Origin of the sequence: Micromonospora phaseoli, from assembly GCF_900109115.1 — a bacterium.
Lineage (GTDB): Bacteria > Actinomycetota > Actinomycetes > Mycobacteriales > Micromonosporaceae > Micromonospora > Micromonospora phaseoli.
The window spans coordinates 278,908-294,353 of sequence record NZ_FNYV01000003.1 but is presented as its reverse complement, the minus strand read 5'-3'; the positions used below and the strand labels follow the sequence as shown (position 1 = coordinate 294,353).

12 protein-coding genes are annotated in these 15,446 nt (G+C 73.2%); 8 read left to right on the top strand and 4 right to left on the bottom strand.

Annotation, left to right across the window (positions count from 1 at the left end; genetic code table 11):
• Positions 1-86 precede the first annotated feature (86 nt).
• The 7 genes from BMY89_RS09635 (at position 87) to nudC (ending at position 11,734) form a co-directional block, all read left to right on the top strand.
• Complete coding sequence (locus BMY89_RS09635; protein ID WP_092378213.1) at positions 87-3,644, top strand: ATP-dependent helicase; 3,558 nt, start codon at positions 87-89, stop codon at positions 3,642-3,644.
• Positions 3,641-6,994, top strand: a complete 3,354-nt coding sequence (locus tag BMY89_RS09630; protein ID WP_092378210.1) for an ATP-dependent helicase — start codon at positions 3,641-3,643, stop codon at positions 6,992-6,994. The genes BMY89_RS09635 and BMY89_RS09630 overlap by 4 nt, the downstream gene beginning before the upstream one ends.
• Before the next feature lie 229 nt (positions 6,995-7,223).
• Entirely contained in the window at positions 7,224-7,427 is a 204-nt protein-coding gene (locus BMY89_RS09625; protein ID WP_092378207.1) for a cold-shock protein, read from the top strand.
• Between the two features lie 246 nt (positions 7,428-7,673).
• Positions 7,674-7,856 (top strand): hypothetical protein, encoded by a 183-nt coding sequence (locus BMY89_RS09620; RefSeq protein WP_092378205.1) that lies wholly within the window; start codon positions 7,674-7,676, stop codon positions 7,854-7,856.
• A 114-nt stretch (positions 7,857-7,970) separates the two neighbouring features.
• Positions 7,971-9,281, top strand: a complete 1,311-nt coding sequence (locus BMY89_RS09615) for a M16 family metallopeptidase (RefSeq protein ID WP_092378203.1) — start codon at positions 7,971-7,973, stop codon at positions 9,279-9,281.
• 85 nt (positions 9,282-9,366) lie between these two features.
• Positions 9,367-10,704, top strand: coding sequence for a M16 family metallopeptidase (locus tag BMY89_RS09610; RefSeq protein WP_092379219.1), 1,338 nt, complete (start codon positions 9,367-9,369; stop codon positions 10,702-10,704).
• 76 nt (positions 10,705-10,780) lie between these two features.
• Positions 10,781-11,734 (top strand): NAD(+) diphosphatase, encoded by a 954-nt coding sequence (gene nudC / locus BMY89_RS09605; RefSeq protein ID WP_092379216.1) that lies wholly within the window; start codon positions 10,781-10,783, stop codon positions 11,732-11,734.
• 126 nt (positions 11,735-11,860) lie between these two features.
• Here the strand turns inward: nudC and BMY89_RS09600 are convergent, their stop codons facing one another.
• The 3 genes from BMY89_RS09600 to BMY89_RS09590 all read right to left on the bottom strand — a co-directional run bounded on the left by BMY89_RS09600 (position 11,861) and on the right by BMY89_RS09590 (position 13,635).
• Complete coding sequence (locus BMY89_RS09600; RefSeq protein ID WP_092379214.1) at positions 11,861-12,133, bottom strand: hypothetical protein; 273 nt, start codon at positions 12,131-12,133, stop codon at positions 11,861-11,863.
• A gap of 217 nt (positions 12,134-12,350) precedes the next feature.
• Complete coding sequence (locus BMY89_RS09595) at positions 12,351-12,587, bottom strand: DUF397 domain-containing protein (protein ID WP_092378201.1); 237 nt, start codon at positions 12,585-12,587, stop codon at positions 12,351-12,353.
• A 67-nt stretch (positions 12,588-12,654) separates the two neighbouring features.
• Positions 12,655-13,635, bottom strand: a complete 981-nt coding sequence (locus BMY89_RS09590; protein WP_092378199.1) for a helix-turn-helix domain-containing protein — start codon at positions 13,633-13,635, stop codon at positions 12,655-12,657.
• A gap of 221 nt (positions 13,636-13,856) precedes the next feature.
• Between BMY89_RS09590 and BMY89_RS09585 the strand changes: the two genes are divergently transcribed.
• Entirely contained in the window at positions 13,857-15,146 is a 1,290-nt protein-coding gene (locus tag BMY89_RS09585) for an MFS transporter (protein WP_092378196.1), read from the top strand.
• A gap of 32 nt (positions 15,147-15,178) precedes the next feature.
• Here BMY89_RS09585 and BMY89_RS09580 read toward each other — a convergent pair whose 3' ends face one another.
• Complete coding sequence (locus tag BMY89_RS09580; RefSeq protein WP_092379211.1) at positions 15,179-15,421, bottom strand: mycoredoxin; 243 nt, start codon at positions 15,419-15,421, stop codon at positions 15,179-15,181.
• Positions 15,422-15,446 lie beyond the last annotated feature (25 nt).

The window sequence follows — 15,446 nt, the reverse complement described above, 5'->3', positions numbered from 1 at the left end:
GGGCGGCGGGACGGGGTCGGGCCTGAGCTGGCGCTCCGGGGTGTGGCGCGTCGGGTGGTGTCGCAGGGCCGTGATGGGATGTCGGGATGCAGGCGTACCGGTTGGTGCGTCGGCCCGTCGGGCCGACCGAGGGGAGTGGCCCGTCCGCCGGGCCGCTCCCGGATCCGGCGCACCGGGAGACCGTCCCTGGCCAGGCCGGCCCGGAGGCCGCCGGCGACTCAGCCGGCCCCGAGGCCGCCGACGGCTCAGCCGGCCCCGAGGCCGTTCCAGGCCAGGCCGGGCCGGAGGTCGCTGCCGACCAGGCCGATCCGCGGCAGGCGGAGGTCGTGGCGCACACCTACGGGCCGATGCTCGTCCTCGGTGGACCGGGCACCGGTAAGACCCACACGCTCGTGGAGGCGGTCGCCGCGCGGGTCGCCGAGGGGATCGACCCCGAGCAGATCCTGGTGCTCACCTTCAGCCGGCGCGGTGCCAGCGACCTGCGGCACCGGATCGAGGCGCGGATCGCCGCGAACGGGCAGCGGGTGTTGCGTGAGCCGCTGGTGCGTACCTTTCCGGCGTACGCCTTCGGGCTGCTGCGCCGCGCCGCCGCCGAGCGGGGTGAGCCGTCGCCCCGGTTGTTGACCGGCCCGGAGCAGGATCTGATCATCCGTGAGCTGCTGGACGTGGTCGGCGAGCAACCCGGCGAGCAACCCGGCGAGCAGTCCGGCGACGACCCGGTCGGTTGGCCGGAGGACCTGCGCCCGGCGCTGCGTACCCGGGCGTTCGCCGCCCAGCTGCGTGACCTGCTGATGCGTGCCGCCGAGCGCGGGGTGGGCCCGGTGGAGTTGGCCCGGCTCGGCGAGCGGCTCGGTCGTGCCGACTGGCCGGCCGCCGCCCGGTTCCTCCGGGAGTACGTCTCCGTGCTGGCTCTGCGGGACGTGGCCAACCGCGGCTCGGTCGCGTACGACCCGGCGGAGCTGGTGCGGTCGGCCACCGGGATGCTGCGTGACGATCCGGAGCTGCTCTCCGCCGAACGGCGCCGGCTGGCGCACGTCTACGTGGACGAGCTCGCCGACAGCGATCCCGCGCAGCTCGGCCTGCTGGACATCGTCGCCGGCGGCGGCACCCCGCTGGTCGCCTTCGCTGATCCCGACTCCTCCACCTACGCCTTCCGGGGCGCCGACCCGGGCGGGGTGACGACCTTCCCGCACCGGTTCCGCACCGCCTCCGGCGCGCCGGCCGCGCAGGTGCTGCTGACCACCAGCTACCGCGCCGGTGAGCGGCTGCTGGCCGCCTCCGCACGGTTGGCCCGGCGGCTACGCGGCCCGGCGGCGCACCGGCAACTGCGTCCGTTGCCGCACGCACCATCGGGCGCACTCGAGATACGTACGTTCTCCTCGACCACCAGCGAGGCGGCCTGGCTGGCGCACGCGTTGCGTGAGGCGCACCTGCTCGGCGGGGTGCCGTGGGCACGGATGGCGGTGCTGGTCCGCTCCACCGCCCGGCAGCTGCCCGGACTGCGCCGGGCGCTGCACGCGGCCGGAGTGCCCACCGTGGTGCACGGCGAGGATCTACCACTGCACCTGCAACCGGCGGTCGCGCCGCTGCTGCTCCTGCTGCGCTGCGCGCTGGAGCCGGCGCGGCTCGACGAGGAGGCCGCCGTCACGCTGCTGCACTCGCCGCTCGGCGGCGCCGACCCGCTGGCCGAACGGCGGCTCCGACAGGGCCTGCGGGCCCTCGCCCTGGCCGGCGGCGATCGCCGACCCTCCGGCGAGCTGATCGTCGAGGCGCTGCGCGATCCGGCCGAGTTGGCCGGCGTCGAGCGGCGCTGGGCCGAGCCGGCACAGACGGTGGCCGGTCTGCTGGCCGTGGCCCGGGAGGCGGCCTCCCGGGCGGGCGCCACGACCGAGGAGGTCCTCTGGGCCGTCTGGCGGGCCAGCGGGCTGGCCGAGCTGTGGTCCGCCGCGCTGACCCGGGGACCGGCCGTGGCCGGTGAGGGCGATCTCGCCCGTCGCCGCCGGGCCGAGGCGGCCGACCGTGACCTGGACGCCGTGATGGTGCTCTTCGACGCCGCGGCCCGCTTCACCGACCGGCTGCCCGGCGCGCGCACCGAGGTCTTCCTCGACCACGTGCTCGGCCAGGAACTGCCCGCCGACACCCTCGCACCGACCGCAGACCGCGGCGACGCCGTGCGGCTGCTCACCGCGCACGCCGCCAAGGGCCTGGAGTGGGACCTGGTCGCGGTGGCCGGGGTACAGGAGGGTGTCTGGCCGGATCTCCGGCTGCGTGGCAGCCTGCTCGGCTCGGAACGGCTGGTCGACGTGCTGACCGGTCGGTCGGACGGCACCGGCGGGGTGGCGACCCTGGTCGGGCAGACCTCCGCGCTGCTCGACGAGGAGCGGCGGCTGTTCCACGTCGCGGTGACCCGGGCCCGGCGGCGGCTGCTGGTCAGCGCGGTCGCCTCCGCGGCGGTCGGCGGCGACGACCACGAGGAACAGCCCAGCCGATTCCTCTACGAACTCGGCCCCACCGACGGACCCGGCCCCACCGACGGGCCCGATCCGGACGGCGGACCCGGCCCCACCGACGGACGCGGCCCCACCGACGGACCCGGCCCCACCGACAGGCCCGGCTCGGACGGCGGGCCCGGTCCGGACGGCGGCCCGCGCCGACTGCCGTTGAGCCGGCCGCCCCGGGCACTCACGCTGCCCGCGCTGGTGGCGGAGCTGCGTACCGCGGTCGCCGACCCGGCGGTACCCGTCGCCCGCCGGCGCGCGGCGGCGACCGAGCTGGCCCGGCTGGCCGCCGCCGGAGTCTCCGGCGCGCACCCCGACGACTGGTGGGGGCTGCGTCCGTTGTCGGACGACCGGCCGCTGGCGGGCGAGGGGGAGCCGGTCCGGGTCACCCCGTCGGCGATGGAGAGCGCACTGCGGTGCAGCCTGCGCTGGCTGCTCGAACGACACGGCGGCAGCGCGCCGGCCAGCACCGCGCAGGGCGTCGGCAACCTGGTGCACGCGGCGGCGATGCTCGCCGAGGACGCCAGCGCCGACCGAAGCACGCTGCTCGACTACGTGGCCGCCCGGTTCGACGTGATCGAGCTGGCGGCTCGTTGGATGGTCGGGCCCGAGCGGGCCCGGGCCGAGGCGATGGTCGACAAGCTGCTGCGCTGGCTCGCCGCCAACCCGCGTCGGCTGCTCGCCATCGAGCACGAGTTCGCGGTACGCCTGGACGACCCGCACCGGCCAATCGAGCTGGCCGGCCGGGTGGACCGGCTGGAGGTCGACGCGGCCGGCCGGCTGGTGGTGGTGGACCTCAAGACCGGTAAGTCGACCGCCGTCACCGAGCGTGAGGTGGCCGAGCATCCACAGCTGGGCGCGTACCAGGCGGCGGTGGAGGCGGGGGCGTTCGCCGAGTTCGGCGACGAGCCCGGCGGGGCGGCCCTGGTGCAGCTCGGCACCGGCGCGAAGGACGCCCGTGAGCAGGCCCAGGGGCCAGCCACCGACGGGCCCGAGGCCGGCTGGGCCACCGCGTTGGTCCGCCGCACCGCCGACACGATGGCCGCCGCCACCTTCGCCGCGGTCGCCAACTCCAAGTGTCGGGTCTGCCCGGTACGCACCAGCTGCCCGGTGTCGGGGCAGGGGCGACAGGTGGTCGAGCCGTGACCCAGCCTGCTCTGTTCAACCCCGCCGCGCCGGCACCCCGGGCGGCCGACGCCGGACCTCGGTACACGCCGGTGGAGCTGGCGAAGCTGCTGCGCCTGCCGGCCCCGACGCGGGAGCAGGCGGCGATCATCTCGGCGCCGGTGGAGCCGCTGCTGGTGGTCGCCGGTGCCGGTTCGGGTAAGACCGAGACGATGGCCGCCCGGGTGGTCTGGCTGGTCGCCAACTCCTACGTCCGGCCGGAGCAGGTGCTCGGGCTCACCTTCACCCGTAAGGCCGCCGGTGAGCTGGCGCACCGGGTGCGTACCCGGCTCGACCAGCTCGTCCGACGGCTCGGCCGGCGAGGGCGGGACCCGCTCGACGATCCCCTCGCCGGCGAACCGACGGTGGCCACCTACCACTCGTACGCCGGACGCGTCGTCACCGAGCACGGGCTTCGCGCCGGCTACGAGCCCTCCACCCGGCTGCTCACCGAGGCGTCCCGCTGGCAGCTGGTCGACCTGATCGTGCGCAACTACGACGGCGACATGTCCGAGGTGGACCGGATGCCGAGCACCGTCACCGACGCCGTGCTGGCGCTCGCCGGCGAGCTGGACGAGCACCTGGTCGGCCCGGACGAGCTGGCCGCCTGGACCGGTCGGTTCTTCGCCGACGTGCAGTCGAGGCCGGGGCGGATCTACGCCGACGTGCGCAAGGCCCTCGCGCTCCAGCAGACCCGGTTGAAGCTGCTGCCGTTGGTGCGCGCGTACGGCCGGCGCAAGGACGACTTCGAGGCGATGGACTTCGCCGACCAGCTCGCCCGCGCCGCGCGGGTGGCCCGAGACCACCCGGCGGTGGGCGAGATCGAGCGCAGCCGCTACCGGGTGGTGCTGCTCGACGAGTACCAGGACACCAGCCACGCCCAGGTGGTGCTGCTCGGCGCGTTGTTCGGCGGCGGGCATCCGGTGACCGCGGTGGGCGACCCCTGCCAGTCGATCTACGGCTGGCGGGGGGCCAGCGCCGGCACCCTGGACCGCTTCCCGACTGAGTTCGCCCGCGTCGACGGCGAGCCCGCCCGGGTGCTGGGGTTGACCACCAGCTGGCGCAACCGTCCCGAGATCCTCGCGACGGCGAACGCGTTGGCCACCCCGTTGCGCGCCGCTGGAGCGCGGGTGCCCGAGCTGCACGCCGCGCTCAGCGTCGACGACCCGATCCCGCATCGCAGCCCGCGTGGCGCGGCCGCCGGCACGGTGCACTGCGCGCTGCTGCCGACGTACGCCGACGAGGCCGACTGGATCGCCGACAGTCTGCTGGCCGCCTGGCGCGGCGCGGCCGGGATGCCGGCTGCGCTGCCCGAGCAGATCCCGGTCAACCTGCGCCCCACCACGGCGGTGCTGGTCCGGTTGCGCAGCCAGATCCCGGCGATCGCCTCGGCGCTGCGCGAGCGGGGTCTACCGGTCGAGGTGGTCGGGCTGGGTGGCCTGCTGGACACCCCTGAGGTACGCGACGTGGTGTGCACGCTGCGGGTGCTGGCCGATCCGACCGACGGGGCGGCGCTGCTGCGCCTGCTGACCGGTGCCCGGTGGCGGATCGGGCCGCGTGACCTGGTCGCCCTGCACCGCCGGGCCAAGGCCATCGCGGCGGCCCGCCGCAGGCTGGCCGACGACGGCACGCCGGAGATCGCCACGGACCGCCTGGACGAGGCGACCCTGGTGGAGGCGCTGGCCGACCTGGGTCCCGCGCAGGCGTACTCGGCCGAGGGGTACGCCCGGCTGCGCGCGTACGCCCGGGAGCTGGGACTGCTCCGCTACCGGCTGGACCAGTCCCTACCGGAGTTGATCGCGGACGTGGAGCGAACCACCGGCCTGGACGTGGAGGTGGCGGTGCGGGCCGGCCGGGACGGCGCCGGCGACGCCGGTCTGGCCCGTGGTCACCTGGACGCGTTGGGCGACGTGGCCGCCCGGTTCAGTGGGGAGTCCCCGAGCGCCACGCTCGCCGGTTTCCTGGCCTATCTCGCCGCTGCCGAGGACGAGGAGCGTGGCCTCGCTCCGGGCGAGGTGGAGGTGGTCGAGGGGGCGGTGCAGATTCTCACCGCCCACGCCGCCAAGGGGTTGGAGTGGGACGTGGTGGCGGTGGCCGGGCTGAGCCGAGGGGTCTGGCCGGGGCCGGTACGCAACTCCGACCACTGGCTCGGCGGGCTGGGCGTGCTGCCGTTCCCGCTGCGCGGCGACGTCGACGGGCTGCCCGAACTGGTCCTGGCCGAGGCAGACGACCAGCGTGGTGTGGCCCGGGCGGTGGAGGACTTCACCGACGCCTGGCGGGCCCACGACGAGCGGGAGGAGCGGCGGCTGGCGTATGTGGCGGTCACCCGGCCGCGTCGTCTGCTGCTCTGCTCCGGTCACTGGTGGGGTGAGGGCACCAAGCGCCCGCGCGGGCCGTCGGCGCTGCTGCGCGAGGTGCACGACGCCTGCCTGGACGCCGGAGCCGGCCAGCTGGTCGACGAGTGGGCCACGGAGCCGACGCCGGACGCGGTGAACCCGACGACCGAGGTGGTGCTGCGGGCCGAGTGGCCGGCCGATCCGCTCGGCGTCCGTCGGCCGACGTTGACCGAGGCAGCTGCGCTGGTGCGCCGCTTCCTGACCGAGGGCGACACCGACCGGACGGACGACGAGGCCACCGCGGATCCGGAGGTGGCCCGGTGGCGACGCGAGGCCGATCTGCTGCTCGCCGAGCGGGCGGAGTTGAGCCGGTTCTCCGGTCCGGTCGACGTGGCGTTGCCCGAGCACCTGTCGGTGACGCAGCTGGTGGCGTTGCGCCGGGATCCGGCGGCGCTGGCCCGGGCGTTGCGCCGCCCGCTGCCCACCGAACCCAACCCGTACGCCCGCCGGGGCACCGCATTCCACGCCTGGCTGGAGCAGCGGTTCGGGGCGGACCGGTTGCTCGACACCGACGAGCTGCCGGGGGCGGCGGACGCCGACGCCGCGCCGGACGAGGAGCTGGTCGAGCTTCAGCAGCGCTTCCTGGTCAGCGAGTGGGCCGACCGTACGCCGGTCGAGGTGGAGGTGCCGTTCGCCACGGTGCTCGGCGGCGTGGTGGTGCGCGGCCGGATGGACGCGGTGTTCCGTCGTACCGGCGACCACTTCGACGTGGTCGACTGGAAGACCGGGGCCCGCCCGGGCGGCGCGTCGGCCGAGGTCGCCGCCGTGCAGCTGGCGGTCTACCGGCTGGCCTGGGCCGAGCTGGCCGGTGTGCCGGTCGAGCGGGTCGGCGCGGCCTTCCACTACGTGCGGGACGGGGTGACCGTCCGTCCGGCGGACCTGCTCGACGCCGACGGGTTGATCGCGTTGATCAGCTCGGTTCCCGAACTGCCGTGAGGCTGGCGTCGCGCAGGATCCGTGGTAGAGTGCCCGCGTTGCAGTTTTGGTTACCAGCTCTGTTTGCGCCTGGCGGATTGTAGCCCCAGGCGCTCCTTGTTATGTCCGGATCTCTCCGGGCGGGGCGACCAGAAGCGACAGGCGTTCCGGGCACGTACGTCCGGGACACACCTCTTTCAACCCCGCAACAGGTGCGGGGTTGACGTTCCGTCAAGGAGACGAAACAAGCATGGCTATTGGCACCGTCAAGTGGTTCAACGCTGACAAGGGCTTCGGCTTCATCACCCCCGACGGCGGCGGCGCGGACGTCTTCGCCCACTTCTCGGCGATCCAGTCCTCCGGCTACCGCAGCCTCGACGAGAACCAGCGGGTGGAGTTCGAGGTCGTCCAGGGCCAGAAGGGCCCGCAGGCGGAGAACATCCGTCCGGTCTGACCCTCACAGGTCACCGGCTACCGGCCGGGTCACCGCCGTGCGTTCGCGCGGTTGGTGGCCCGGCCGTTCGTTCTTCGGCGTGCGGGAGCGGGATCTCGTGCGGTCCTCCGGGCAGCGGCGGAACCCTGAGTCGGCAATCAGCCGTCCTACCGTCGGGTGGGCGACTGTCACCCTCGGCCGGCTGGGCAACGCTGGGTCCGGGGGAGTGAGCCGGGGGGCTCGGTTCGGTGCGGGGGAGGAGCGACCATGGTGGGCTCGGCGGCGCGTGAGCTGCTCCTGGTGATCGCGGTGGCGGTCGTCGGGGTACTGCTGGCCAGCGCCGTGGCGTTCGCGCCCTGGCCCGTCAATCCTGGCCGCCCCGCCCCGTCGGGACTGGTGGACCTGCACGGGCCTGCCCCGACCGGCCGGCTCGGCAGCGCTTCCGGCTGAATTGGCGAGCCCTTGTCGCGTCACGCACAGGGCGACCCGTCGACAACGCCGCGAACCGGAGCCTTCCTGGCGGGGACGCGTCGGCGGGCGCGCCGAGACGTTAGGGTCGGACCCGTGCCGACGCGCAGAGCGAGAATCCCAGCGACGAGGTATCCGGTCGAGCGGTTCACCCTCGACAACGGCCTGCGGGTCGTCCTCATCCCCGATCGCAGTGCCCCGGTCATCGGGGTGGCGGTCGTCTACGACGTCGGCATACGTTCCGAACCGGAGGGACGCAGCGGCTTCGCCCACCTCTTCGAGCACCTGATGTTCCAGGGCTCGGAGAACCTGGAGAAGCTCGCCCACTTCCGGCATGTCCAGGGTGCGGGCGGCACCTTCAACGGCTCCACCCACCTGGACTACACCGACTACTTCGAGACCCTGCCGAGCAACGCCCTGGAGCGGGCGCTGTTCCTGGAGGCCGACCGGATGCGCGGCCCCCGGCTGACCGAGGAGAACCTGCGCAACCAGGTCGACGTGGTCAAGGAGGAGATCCGGGTCAACGTGCTCAACCGACCGTACGGCGGGTTTCCCTGGTTGACCCTGCCGCCGGTGCTCTTCGACACGTTCCCCAACGCGCACGACGGCTACGGCTCCTTCGGTGACCTGGAGTCGGCCACCGTCGCCGACGCCGCCGACTTCTTCCGGCACTACTACGCCAGTGGTAACGCGGTGCTCGCGGTCAGCGGCGACATCGACACCGCCGAGGCCGTCACCCTGATCGAGCGGCACTTCGGAGACGTGCCGGCCCGTCCGGCGCCCACCCGGCCGGACTTCGCGGAGCCGGACCTGCGCGCCGAGCGGCGCACCTCGTACACCGACCAACTGGCACCGCTGCCCGCGGTGGCGTCCGCGTGGCGGGTGCCCGACCCGGTCGACGACTTCGCCGCCTACCTGCCGTACGTGGTGCTGGCCGAGGTGCTCACCGACGGCGACGCGTCCCGGCTGGTCGAGCGGTTGGTCCACCGGGACCGCGCGGTGACCAGCGTGGGCGGCTACCTCGGGTTCATGGGGGACCCGTTCGACGTACGCGACCCCACTGCCCTGTTGCTCCAGTCCCACCTGCCGCCCGGCGGCGACATCGACAAGGTGTTGCGCACCGTCGACGAGGAGTTGGACCGGCTCGCCACCGACGGGTTGACCGACGGCGAGTTGGCCCGCACCCAGGCCCGAATGGCCACCCACCTGCTGCGCGAAACCGACGCGGTGCTCGGTCGCGCGCTGAAGATGGCGGTGCTGGAGCAGCAGCGTGGCGAGCCGGGACTGCTCGGCGAGTTGCCCCGGCTGGTCGGCGAGGTCACCGACGAGCAGGTCCGCGCCGCCGCGGCCACCCTGCGGCCCGAACGCCGCGCGTCGGTCGAGGTAATTGCGGGAGGAGCCCGGTGAGCGCGAGGAGTGAGCCGGGTCTGCGAGCCCCGCAGTCGCGAACGAAAGGTATGGCCCGGTGAGCGCGAGGAGTGAGCCGGGTCTGCTGACCGCACCCGCGACGCCGCGGCCGTTGCCGCCGCTCGGTCCGACCCGCCGGCTCAAGGTGCCGCGGCAGACCGAGCGCACGCTCGACAGCGGGTTGACCGTGATCGTGGTACGCCGACCGGCGGTGCCGCTGGTGGAGCTGCGGCTCTGGATGCCCTTCGGGCAGGCCCAACTGGCTCGTGGTCACCTGCTCGCGCAGACCCTGCTCTCCGGCACGGAGACGATGAGCAGCGTGCAGATCGCCGCCGAGCTGCAGCGGATCGGCGGTGGGCTTTCGGCCGGGCTCGACCCGGACCGGTTGATGATCTCCGGTGCCGGCCTGGCCACCGGCCTGGACCGGATGCTGGAGATCCTCGGCGAGGTGCTCACCGGCGCCAGCTACCCGGCGAAGTGGGTGGCTGTCGAGCGGGATCGGCTGGTGGACGGCATCCAGGTGGCTCGGAGCCAGCCGGCTCACCTGGCCCGTACCGCCCTGCTCAAGCGAATCTACGGCCGGCACCCGTACGCCGTCCAGACGCCGAATCCGGAGCAGGTCAGCGCGGTCCGGCCGGCGGCGCTGCGGACGCTGCACGCCCAGCGGGTACATCCGGCGGGCGCGGTGCTCGTGCTGGTCGGCGACGTGCGTCCGGAGCGGGCGTTGGACGCGGCCGAGAAGGCCCTCGACGGCTGGAACGGTGCCGGCCACACCGCCGACCTGCCGCCCGCTCCGCCACTGGAGCCCGGCCCGCTGCTGCTGGTCGACCGGCCCGGGTCGGTGCAGTCGTCGATGCGGTTGGCGTTGCCGGCGGTGCCGCGTACGCACCCCGACCATGCCGCGCTGCAACTGGCCAACCTGATCTTCGGTGGCTATTTCTCCTCGCGGTGGGTGGAGAACATCCGCGAGGACAAGGGCTACACGTACGGGCCGCACTCGGTGGTCCAGCACTCGGTGGCCGGCTCGGTGCTGCTGGCCGCCGCGGAGGTGGCCACCGAGGTGACCGCGCCGGCGCTGGTGGAGACGACCTATGAGTTGGGCCGGCTCGCCACCGTGCCGCCCACGTCAGAGGAGTTGGAGCAGGCCCGGCAGTACGCACTCGGCACCCTCCAGCTCGGCATCTCCACCCAGGCTGGACTGGCATCGTTCGTCAGCGCGTACGCCGGCAGCGGGCTGCGGTTGGACTTCCTGCCCGAGTACGCTGCTCGGCTGGCGAAGGCGAGTGCCGCCGATGTCGCCGAGGCGGCCGCCCGGTACCTCGCCCCGTCGCGGGCGGTCACCGTCGTGCTCGGCGACGCGGAGCGGATCTCGGCGTCGCTGGCCACGCTGGCCCCGATCGACACCGTCCCCGTGCCGTCATGAGCGAGCGCAGCGAGCGAACCATCCGGCTGGGTGCGTTGGCGCCTCACGACGGCACGCAGCGCAGCGGAGTGCCGTGGTGAGCGATCGGCGGGGTGAGGCCAGTCCGCCGCTGGCCCGTGCCACCCTGGACCGGACGGCGCACCGGCGTACCGACCTGCAGTGGCTTGCGCAGGCGTGGGCTGGGGCGCGGGTACTGGTCCTCGACATCGAGTCCGGTGGGCGGGCGTTGGTGCGTACCGACACCTCGGTGCCGGCGCTGGTCCTGGCGGAGGCGGACAGCCTGCCACCGGCGCTCGCCACCGGCGCGATGTTTCTGGGCGTCGAACCGGACGGGGTGCCGGTCTTCTGTGTGCACACCACGCTGGCGGCCGTGCCGAACACCCGGTCGGCCCACCTGCGGCAGGTTGGGCACCTGCTCAGCGACCGCGACGCGGGCCTGTTCACCACGGCGCTGGCGTTGACCAACTGGCACCTGCGGCATCTCTATCACCCGGTCACCGGCGCGCCGACGCGGGCGGACGAGGGCGGCTGGTCCCGGGTGGATCCCACCGGCGAGCGGGTGTGGCCGCGTACCGATCCGGCGATGATCGTGCTCGTGCATGACGGCGTCGACGGCGTCGACGGGCGGTGTCTGCTCGGCAACAACGCCACCTGGCCCAGCGCCGAGGGGCGGCGCCGGTTCTCCTGTCTGGCCGGTTACGTGGAGCCGGGAGAGTCCGCCGAGGCCGCCGTGCTGCGGGAGGTTTACGAGGAGGTCGGCGTTCCGGTCGCCGACATCACGTACGCGGGCAGCCAGGCCTGGCCGTTTCCCGGCTCGCTGATGCTGGGTTTCCTCGCCACCGCCGACCCGGAGCATCCGGTGCAGGTCGATGCCACCGAGATCGCCCAGGCGCGCTGGTTCTCCCGGCAGGAGATCGGGGGGGCTCTGGCCGGCCGGCCGGTGGACGTGGGCGGCGCCCGGCTGATGTTGCCTCCGCCGTCGTCGATCGCGCTGTTCCTGATCCACCGCTGGCTGGACGGGCACTGCTGAACTTTGCGGCCCCGGCCCGTGACCGTCGTTGCCGCGGCGGTCACGGGCCGGGGACACGGGCCGTCGTGGTCGGCTGGGGAGGAACTCGGCGGGGGAGCCGGTCGACCACGACGGACGTGTGGTGGGTCAGGTGCCGGGCCCGCCCGGCTGGCCCCGTTGGTGCCACGGACGGTCCAGCGGCAGCACCTTGACCCGCTGCTTGCCGGACCGTACGGCGCCAACGGTGGCGATCGCCCGGGCCAGCAGCAGCGCGGCGTCGCGGTCCTCGGCGTGGACGACCTGGCGGCGCGCCTCGGGCCTGGTGGTCTCGTCCCGCAGCCGGCGACCTCCGGCCCAGGCGGCCGTGATGTCGGTCTCGGCGGCGGCTCGGATGTCGGTGCGAACGATCAGGAACCGCATGTGGGTCTCCGGATGTGCCGCGACGGTGCAATCGTGGAAGTTCCACGTCACTACCCCGCCATCGTACGCCCGGGTCGTGTCTCAGCAAGTGAAACTCGCCCATTGGTCCGCAGGCCCGACCGATCATCCGACCCCTGCTACCGGGGTCGGTCGTCGAGGTTGGACGACGACGGGGCCGCCGGCACGGTTGCCGGCGGCCCCGCGAGACGTCCGCGTGCTAGTCCAGGTCGAACTGCCCGTTCTTGGCACCGGAGATGAAACCGAGCCAACCGGACCGGTTGAACAGCAGCACCGCGCCACCGCGGTCCTTGCTGTCGCGCAGCGCCACCGCGGCGGGACCGGGGGAGAGCGGCGCGACCTCCACGCAGTTGGAGGTCTGGCTGCGGGTGCTGGTACGCCAGGGTGCGTCCGCGAGTTGGGCGAGGACGGACGGCGTGTTGCGGTACTCGTTCATCGTTGCGCTCCTGAGGTGAACCAATGGAACGAGTGGCGCCGCACGTCCCGACGGCGATCCGAGGTTGTCAGCGTTCCGTCAGACGCCCGGAGGATCCGCGACGCTGGGCCGGCGCCGTTGCCGGACCACTTGCCGCGGTGGGCGGGTTCGCCGCTGCGGACAGCCGTCCTGCCGACTCCATCAGCCAGGTAGCGGTGTCCGTAGCGGAGAGTGCCGCCGTGCATAGCCACTCGAACACCACTTTATAGCGATTTAGGGTGATTACCTCAGTCGACATGACGTCGGTGAAGCCACCTTCGATGGCGAGCGTCTCCGGATCGAGGGGATCGGCGAACCGATAGACCGAGAACGCGGTCGGTGGCAGGTACCACTGGCCGATCGGGGTGTCCCGGAGCAGCACGTGCAGCGTGACGTTCGGCAGCATGGCCAGCTCGCAGAGCTGCGCCAGTTGCTCGCGGAGCACCTCGGACGGTCCGGCCCGGTGCCCGAGCGCGGTCTCCTCCAGCACCGCCGTGTAGCGGGGCGCGTCGGTCTCCCGGGTGAGCGCCAACTGTCGCGCCTGCCGGGCCCTGATCTCGGTCTCGATGTCCTCGTCGGCCTCGGGCGCGCCAGCGGCCTGGTCGACCTGCCGGGCCGAGGCGATCCGCATCCGGGCGTACCCGGTGGTCTGCAACAACCCCGGTACCAGCACCGGGTTGTACTCGGAGATCTCGGCGCAGCCGGCCTCCAACTCGGCGAAGCCGCGCTGCTGCTGCGTCATCGCCGGATAGCCCTTCAGCCAACCGCGCATGTCGCCGGCCTCGTGCGTGATGCCGAGCAGTTCCAAGCGGAGCGCGTCGTCGGCGCCATACAACTCAAGCAGATCCCGGACATCCTCCGGGTCCGGCCGGCTGCGACCGTTCTCCAGGCGGGACAGTTTGGACGCGGAGGCCCAGCCGACGTGGTCGATCACCTGGTCTCCGGTGAGCCCGGCAGCCTCGCGCAAACGGCGCAGTTCGCCGCCGAGCCGGCGACGACGCAGGATCGGGCTGGGTACGGCAGGAGGCACAGTGTCCTCTTTTCCGTCGACCGCCGCCGACGCGACGGTAACTGTATGAAATTCGCCCCCCACGGTCAGTATGGACGTCGCGACCGGCGTCGGAGGTACCGGCGGAGGGCGTGTCATCAGAAATACGCCAGACCCCAACCGGCCCGGCCCGCTACGCCCCGCGTCGCCGGCCTCGGTCAAGATCGGTCTGCCGCCCCGGTCGCGTCACCTGCGGAGGATCAATGCGCAACGTCCTGAGTCGCCCGGACTTCCGCTTGCTCTTCGGCGGACTGCTGGCCAGCATGGTCGCGGAGTCGATCCTGCTGCTGGCGCTCGCCATCTGGGTGAAGGACCTGACCGGATCGGACGGCCTCGCCGGAGCCACGATCTTCGTCATTCTCGCGCCGCGCATGCTCGCGCCACTGGTCGGCTGGTTCGTCGACCGGTACCCGCGACGGCCCTTCTTCGTGGCCACCAACCTCGTGATGGCGCTGCTGCTCACCCCGCTGTTCGCGGTCCGGGACGCGGGCGACATGTGGATCATCTACGGAGTGGCCGCGCTGTACGGGTTGGCGAACCTGACCGTCGGCGCGGTGCTGAGCCGGTTGATCCGCGAACTGGTGCCGTCCGAGCTGCTCGGTGAGGCCAACGGGGCGTTGCAGACAGCCCGGCAGGGACTGCGGCTGATCGGCCCGCTCCTCGGCACCGGGCTCTACGTGGCCCTCGGCGGCTGGATGCTGGCCGCCGTCGGGATGGCCGGTTTCCTGATCGCCGCCGCCGTGGTCGGTGCACGGCGAGCGGTCGAGCCGTCGACGGAATCGACCGCCGGGTCGGCGACGGCGCGGCGTTGGCCGGCGGAGCTGGTCGCCGGGCTCCGCCACCTCGTCGACGAACCTGCGTTGCGGCGGGCGCTGCTCGGCTACGGCCTCGGCTCGCTGGTGATGGGTTTCACCGAGTCACTGATCTTCGCGTACGTCGACCGGGGACTCGGCCGGGATCCGGCGTTCGTCGGCGTACTGCTCACGGTGCAGGGCATCGGCGGCCTGGTCGGTGGCCTCTGCTCCGCCGCCGCGCTCCGCCGGGTCGGTGAGCTTGGCACGCTGGCCGGCGGTGTGGCGCTCTTCGGCCCCGCGGCGCTGATGCTGTCCTACCCGAATATGTGGCTCGGCTTCGTCGCGCTGCTGATGGCGGGCCTGTCCCTACCGCTGACCCTGGTCGGCCTGCACACCCTGATCCAGCGACGGACCCCGCCGGAGTTGCTCGGCCGGGTCGCCGCTGCCTCGGACGCGGTGGTCAGGTGCCCGCAGGCCTTCTCGATCGGCGTGGGAGCCCTGCTCGTCGGCGTGCTCGACTACCGGTTGGCGTTCGCGTTGGTCGGCCTGGCCACCCTGCTCGCCGGAAACTACCTGTGGCGCAGCCGTCACCTGACCCCGCCGGCCCCTGCCCGCATCCCCAAACCCCGTCCGGCCCCCGCCGTCGAGACGGTTGACCATGAGGTTGTCGCCGCGACACGCCGGTCGCGGGAGCGATGACCCCATGATCGACCGAGATGGTTCGGGGGCGGTCAGGCGGTGGTGGCGGCCAGGTGGTGCTTGACCTGCGTGATCGAGGGGTTGGTGAGCGAGCTGCCGTCGGCGAAGCGCAGCGTGGGGACGGTCTGGTTGCCGCCGTTGACCCCCATCACGAAGGTCGCGGCGTCCGGATCCTGCTCGATGTCGACCACCTCGTAGGCGATCCCCTCCCGGTCGAGCTGCGACTTCAGCCGGTGGCAGTAGCCGCACCAGGGAGTGGAATACATCGTCAGCATGGTCAGATCCTCCAACTTCACGCCC

What these genes read in the sequence shown, in the direction of transcription:
- BMY89_RS09635 (WP_092378213.1), top strand. Translation starts at nt 87, where the DNA reads ATGCAGGCGTACCGGTTGGTGCGTCGGCCCGTCGGGCCGACCGAGGGG.
- BMY89_RS09625 (WP_092378207.1), top strand. Translation starts at nt 7,224, where the DNA reads ATGGCTATTGGCACCGTCAAGTGGTTCAACGCTGACAAGGGCTTCGGC.
- BMY89_RS09620 (WP_092378205.1), top strand. Translation starts at nt 7,674, where the DNA reads ATGGTGGGCTCGGCGGCGCGTGAGCTGCTCCTGGTGATCGCGGTGGCG.
- BMY89_RS09600 (WP_092379214.1), bottom strand. Translation starts at nt 12,133, where the DNA reads ATGCGGTTCCTGATCGTTCGCACCGACATCCGAGCCGCCGCCGAGACC.
- BMY89_RS09595 (WP_092378201.1), bottom strand. Translation starts at nt 12,587, where the DNA reads ATGAACGAGTACCGCAACACGCCGTCCGTCCTCGCCCAACTCGCGGAC.
- BMY89_RS09585 (WP_092378196.1), top strand. Translation starts at nt 13,857, where the DNA reads ATGCGCAACGTCCTGAGTCGCCCGGACTTCCGCTTGCTCTTCGGCGGA.
- BMY89_RS09580 (WP_092379211.1), bottom strand. Translation starts at nt 15,421, where the DNA reads ATGCTGACGATGTATTCCACTCCCTGGTGCGGCTACTGCCACCGGCTG.